At 36.7% G+C, this 6,788-nt stretch carries 4 protein-coding genes; all 4 read right to left on the reverse strand.

Annotated elements, in window-relative coordinates; translation table 11 throughout:
• The coding region (locus tag U5B17_RS09520; protein ID WP_430805112.1) for a PBECR3 domain-containing polyvalent protein at nucleotides 1-4,135 on the reverse strand (4,135 nt) is incomplete at its 3' end.
• An 82-nt stretch (nucleotides 4,136-4,217) separates the two neighbouring features.
• Nucleotides 4,218-5,630 carry a hypothetical protein gene (locus U5B17_RS09525; RefSeq protein ID WP_430805113.1) on the reverse strand — a complete coding sequence of 471 codons (1,413 nt, stop codon included), beginning with the start codon at nucleotides 5,628-5,630 and terminating at the stop codon, nucleotides 4,218-4,220.
• A 10-nt stretch (nucleotides 5,631-5,640) separates the two neighbouring features.
• On the reverse strand, nucleotides 5,641-5,865 hold the full coding sequence (locus U5B17_RS09530; RefSeq protein WP_430805114.1) for a hypothetical protein: 225 nt from the start codon (nucleotides 5,863-5,865) through the stop codon (nucleotides 5,641-5,643).
• Nucleotides 5,866-6,447 (reverse strand): glycoside hydrolase family 108 protein, encoded by a 582-nt coding sequence (locus U5B17_RS09535; RefSeq protein ID WP_430805115.1) that lies wholly within the window; start codon nucleotides 6,445-6,447, stop codon nucleotides 5,866-5,868.
• Nucleotides 6,448-6,788 lie beyond the last annotated feature (341 nt).

Raw genomic sequence — 6,788 nt, forward strand, 5'->3', positions numbered from 1 at the left:
TTGTGCCAAACTCTTTTATTGGAGTTATGTTATATTTAGCCTCTATCTCATCTCTTAGCTTTTTTAAGTATTGCTCTTTTAAAAACTCTGTTGGCTTAGCATTTGCCACTTCATAAGCCTTTGTAAATTTTTCATCTAAAAATACTTCGCTTTTTGATGTTTGTTGTGGTATAATCTCATCAGTTTTTAAAGAGGCGAAAGAATTAGCGTTTGGCTCATAACCATAAAGTAGCGTTTGAGCCTCTTTAAAAGCCTTACTATCTTTTAACTCTCCTTTTTCAAAATACATCGTTTTAAATGCAAGTTCATTGCCTTTTGTTCGCACACTTTCAACTACAACATAATGCCCATTTATCTGCTTACCACTTATTAATACACTTTGTCCCATATTGTCTTTTGACAAAGCTTTCATATCCGCTGTATCTGAAAATTCTTGCCATTTAGCTATGTCTTCAAGCGTCACCGCTTTTTGTCCGCTTGATTTTACAAGGGGGCTATTTTCTCCATGCCTGTTTAATGTGTGCCTTATCTCGTCCGCCCCTATAGTTCTACGCACATCATTAGGATACTTAAAGCCTAGCTTTACTGCTTGATCAGGATTTAAATTTTCTCCGACTGCTACACGCTGATTATTTTTTTCTATCTGCTTTAACATATCAGCCGTAAGTTCATTTTGGCTTATTTTAGTTATGTTTTTGCCTTTGTTTTGTAAAGAAGCTTCGCTTTTTGATGTTTGTTGTGGTATAATTTCATCACTAGCAGACGAATACGCCTTACCAGCGGAATTTGCGTCCTGCTTTAAAGGCATTTCATCGGTAGCCTTTAAAGGTGTTGGGAGCGTGGATGTCCCAGCCGTCTGCTTACTGACCCTATCCATTCTGTGTAAGTCTCTTTCTCTTACTTTTGTAGCGTGTATCACTTCGCCACTATCTTTATTTATTGCTAATTTGCCTACTTTGTTATTTTCTAGTCTTTTTGCTATTAGTGCCGCATCAAGTCTGTAATTTCTAAAATAGTGTGTTGGCTCGTTTTTTATCTCTCGTATTAGTTTAAAAACTTCACTAGGCTTACTAAAAATTTCAGGGTGCTTACTTGCTAGATATTCTAAATCCGCACTTATCTCATCAGTAGTAAGCTTTGATAAATCTCTTACATTTGGAGCTAGTTCAAATTTAGCTGTTAAATCACTCTTTGCTGCCTGATTGCCTTGTATTGTAAAGTTTTGATTATTTTGTGTTAAATTTTCGTTTTTTAGCTCTGCTTTTTCAAGTGTATCGTTTTTGCTAGGCATTTGCTCTGTTTGTTTTTCGGCATTACCTACAACACTATCATATTGCTTTTGCAAGTCATCCGCCGCCCTTATATATTCATTGATAGCCGTTTTTATGCCGCTTGGTGTTGTAGGGCTTGAACCTATTATTTTTACTTCATTTATAAAACCTTTATAGTCCTTTGCTTTTAGTGCGGCTTGGTTTAAGTGATGTATTAGTGATGGTTGATCACCAAGTATTGGAAGTAGTCTTATAATGTTTTTTATGGTTCTGTTTGATATCCACACTTTTGCTTTCGTGTCTAGATGATAGCCTATGCCTGTGCCAAATTTTTCTTGCTGTTTAAATATTTGTGTTGAACTTGCTAAGTGTATGTCTTGATTGATGATAGGCTCTAGGTTTTTAAGTAGTGCGTTAAATCCCTTTGCTTCTTCGCTTTTAAAGCCTATTTTGCCCATCGCTTTTATCGCTTCACTTAAATTTATAGCCTTTACGCCTTCGCCTTTAAAGGTATTTTGCGTTAGTATCTGCTCTATAAATTCAAGCTCAATACTGGCGGCTTTTTCTGGACTGATTTTATTAAGCAGATACGCTACACTTCCTAAATTTGAGCCATCTTTATTGACCGCTTTATTAAACTCTTTTAAGGCTAATTCAGCAACTTTTGTATCGCTATAATCCCCTGCTCTTGCCCCGGCCACTCTATTTTTATACCAAAGCGAGTTTTCTACTACTTTCATATCCTTATACTGAGCGACTGCCTCTTTGTATAGTTTTTTTGCCTCTTCGCCTAATTCGAGCCGTCCTAAGATATCATCAAGCACATCATTTTCTACATATGCCTTAGCTGATCTTGCTATGTCTTTTGTGCTAAAGTCATCTGAATTTGCTATGATTTTATTTAGTTCAGTTCTTAAGGTATTAACATCTGCTATTTGTATCTCTTTGCTATTTTCTAAATTATTTAAAATAGCTTTTAAATTTCTATTTGATAGCACTTTCCAGCTACTATCTTTTAAAACTTGTATATCATCTAAAAATTGCTGTGCGTTTGGCGTATCTGGCAAAGTAGTTTTTATGCCCTCATATCTTGTGCTTAGCACATCAAGCATCTCATCAAATTCAGCCTTTACGCCATCTACATACTCCTTAGCAACCTGCTTTATACTAGCTCTATCACCGCTAATACTCTCAAGCTCTTTAAATATCTTATCTGTATCAGTGTTTATCATCTGCTTTAGATTATTTGCAGCTGTTGCATTTTGCGAAAGGATGCTTCCTAACATCTCCCCAACCCTGCTATTTGCTCTAGCGATTGTTAAAATTTTACTTTGTGCATCTGTGATAGCCTCTTTTGATAAAAATCCATGCTCAATATAGCTAACACCTTTTATAGCTACTTCATCAAGCTTTTTAGCAAAGCTTAGACCTTTTTTAAGTGTTTGATTTTGTGTTGTTTCATCTAGTTTATCTATAAATTTCTCAGCATCGCCTAGCTTATCTTTTGTCATTTTTGCAACATAGCTAGCATCGCTTATATCCACCACTACTCCTGCTTCATTTGCCTTTGCTAGTATCGCTTCAAGCTCTGCTTTACCGCCCACTTGCTTTTCTAGCTCTCTCATCGCTCCTGATATGTTTTGTGTGCGAAGCTGTTTTAAAACTGGCATAAAATTTATAGCCTTATCGCTATATTTTGGCAATACACTCATAAGCTTATTAACTTGCGGTATAGCTTTTGCAACAGCTTCAGCCATACCAACGCCTAAGGCTTCATTTGCTACACCGCCAAGCATCGCGCTACTTGCCCCTTGTAGCGTTGCTTCTTCTCCTACTAATGCCGTGTTTTGACGATAGTCTTGCAACGCTCCAACCCCTGAGCCAACAGCACCACCTGCGAAAATTTTAGTAGTTGGATGTGCTAATGCTCTCATATATGCGCTTGCCTCACCTGCTAAAGCTGGATTTTTTGTAAGTCCTAGCACGGCTGCACTTGCCAAAGTCCCGCCGATTGAGCCTACTATCTCATTTTTACTTGGCATTATCGCATCCATAAAGCCAGGTGTAATATCTCTAACCTTACCATCTGCTAACTCTATGCCAAATTTAACCTCTCCATTTCGCTCAGTCTTAATCTTTGGCTTAAATCCTAGCTTTATAGCTTCATCATTAAAGAAATTTATTAATGCTTCTTTGTCGCTTTGAGACTCTTCCTTGCTTTTTAAAAACGGATTTAATGCAAAAGTGCCATTTTGTAAGTACTCTTTTGTCGCTAGTTTTTTTGTTAGCTCCTCTTGTCTTGCTTTGTGAGTATTTGCATACTCGCCCATATTAAAAATTTGCTTATATCCATCCACGGCTTGAATGAGTGGCGAAGCGATATCCTTTGCGGCTTTACCAACTTCACTAATGCCGTCTAATATCGCTTCACTTGCCTTATCCCATGCCGATTTTTGAGTATTTATTTTATCTGGCATTATCGGCGCTTGTGGTGCTTTTATTGAGTTATTTTGTAAAATCTTTTGCGTTTGCTCGTCGATTAGTGGCTCTTGCTCATTTGTGCCTAGTGTATCATATGCTTTGCTTTGTGTGTTTGGCTCTTGTGTTGTAGGCTCTTTAACATTAGTATTCATATTTTGGATTGGTATTATAGGCTCTTGATTTTGCTCTTGCAGTTTTGCGTTTTGTTTTTGCTTTATTAGGTCTAATTTTTGACTGTATAAATTTACTATATCAGTGCTGCTTGCCCCCAGCTCTCTTGCTTTAGCAAAGTCCATATTTAAGCTATTGTTTTGCTTTAATATTCCTATTATCTCATCATCTGAGTAATTATCTTGTCTTAGGTTGTTGATATCTATATGCATCCATTAGTCCTATTTTACGATTTTTATTAATATATTAATAAAAAACTATCGCAAAAAATAGGACTAATCTTTCACCTATAAATCAATCTGTGCCATCATAAACTACACCATATTCATCTATATCACTTAAAAAATCACTTGCAAATTTTTCAAATTCAGCTTTATTTACTTTGTTTTGTGTATTATTTTGTGTAGTAATATTTTTTGGATCTTTCCATCTGTCATCTTCAGAACTTACAAGCTGATCTTTTACGATTGTATATCTCTTGATCTCATCTGGTATTTTTTTAACTATATCATCATACATTTCTTGATACTCCTGTACGCCTGCATAATTGCCTTGTCGTTCAAGTAGTTTTATATTTTCTTGTAGTGTTGCTAGCTGATCATTAAATTCACTTGCTATTTGTGTAGCATAGTTATTAAAAAACACACGACCTGGCTTTAGATTGTTAAATGCTCTATTGTATCCAGCTTGACCACCATTTTTGGTTGAGGCTCGTTGTTTTTCAGCTATTGCTTGCGCTTTAGAATGTAAGTTTGATACTCTATCGCTTACAAGTCCTGAGTTGTACCCAGCAGGAGTAGTCATAGCATCAAGCCAACCTGTAGTCTGATCTTCTGCCTCTATAGCATCATGAGCAAAATCAATAAGCATCTGGCTAATCGCAAATGCATTTTGAAGCTCTTTTTGCTGTCCTACTGGTATATTTTTGATAGCCTCTTGTCTTTCTTTGTTCTTTATCTGTTGTGGAGTTAGTGCCTTTTGCGCTTTTGCGTCTGTTAAGTTGATCTTACTTGCTTGTTCGCCTTCGCCGTAATATATCCCTCTTGCTTGCTTTGCTGCTCGTCTAATTAAATCAACACTTCTTAGCTTCTGCTTTGTGCTTAGCGTATCATCTTGCATTATTGTATTTATGTCTGCTTGTTCTGCTTTTGCTATATCTTCAAGGTTTTGCATTCCGCTTTGTGTATATTTTCTAGCATTAGTCCCTGCTTGAATTTCATCTACTAACTCATTGCGTTTTAAGCTATTTATATCATTTGTGATATTTTTACTTACGATATCTGCCCTTTTACTTGCCATATCCATATCAAAAACACTTTTTTTAGTAGCGTTTTTAAACTCATCCATCTGGGCTTGTGCTGTGGATGAGCGGACTTTGTTTTGTGCTTGTGCTAGTTCAAGTGGTCTTAGCCTGTCTTTTTGTTCGCTATCTTTGTAACTATCGCTTAAATTTAGCCTTGTTTGTTCGTTACTAAGCTCTGCTTTTTCTAGTTCTAGCGGATTTTTCTTTTCGTTAAAATCATAACTTTGCTGCTTAGCTTGCAGGTCTAAATTTAGCCCTTTTTCTTGTAGTCCTCTAAGCTTTTCATTCCAAAGATAGTCATTTGCTCTTAAAAGCCCTTCTCCTGCCTGGGTAATAGCGCTTTTTTGCGGTTGTGCTAGCGCTAAAATACTTGCGTTATACATGGTTGCATCTGCTCGTCCCATCTCTTACCTTTCATATCTTAAAAATTTTATATTCAAAAGCCTTAAACCTTCTGTCTATCTCATTAAGCGTATCAAATATACCAGCAGGCATTGCAGATTTTATACTTTTAACTTCTCTTAAAATATCTCTTTGCAGCTGTTGCACTTGCTCTTGCATTGTATTTTGCTTATGTGATAGCTCTGTAATTTGCGCTGATAACTCACTAAATTTTTGTACTAGTTGCTCATCTGTCATCTACACCCTTTCTGCTCTATTTCTCCACCCTTTAGCATATATACGCAAGCTTGGGCTAGCTTGTATAATCGTATTATAATAAGCTATCTCAGCACTATCATATGCCTTATCAAATTTATTAACATCACAGCGATTGATCGCGGCTAGGGTTTGTGCTCCTACTATGCCATCTATTGCTAAGCCATCTGTTGCCGCTCCTTCAAGCTGTTTTAACACTCTTTGAGCTGTTTTTATAGCTTGCTTTGCTCCAACATTTACACCAAATATAAATATCTCATCTGCTATATGTTGGCTAGTTATCTCATCACCTCTTATCTTATCCCAGAAGTTAGTTTTATAAAATTTAGCCACTAGCTCTTTTAACCTCTTGTCTTGGTATAGCATAGTGCTTGCCTCTTTTATATCGCTTAGCTTTCTAAGCATATCTTTTACTATTAACCAGCCAGCCCAGCTTGGATGAGCTATCTCATAAATTCCCATAAATGTTAGCCCCTGTTCGGTAGGGTTTTTGTGTAGTGCATTTTTGGGATTGTTAAACTCAAAGCCTAGCATGAGTTCGTATGATTTGTTAAAATTTGCCATAGTGTTTTAAGGGAAGTTATGTATAATTGCGCTAGAGGTTAGGCTAGAGGGTCGAGCCTCCAGCCTAAATTATGCCTCAGAAAGTGAGGTGAGTTTATGAGCTTACAACTCTTGATGATTATTATACTACTTTGTAGTATTGTAGTCAAGGCTTACTAAGCCTAGCCCCTTTTTGGGGCTTCAAGCAGTTACAGCCCTCTAGCCCTTGCTTCCCTTTTACCTCCTTTTTTATTTTTTATGTTCTTTAGCGTGGTAACAAGTTACCACTAAGAACCAATACTAAAGACTTGTCCGACTTCGCGGACTAAATTAATGTTTTTAGCATTGACACAGCCAGCTAC

This window comes from Campylobacter australis, from assembly GCF_050586305.1.
Taxonomy (GTDB): Bacteria; Campylobacterota; Campylobacteria; order Campylobacterales; family Campylobacteraceae; genus Campylobacter_A.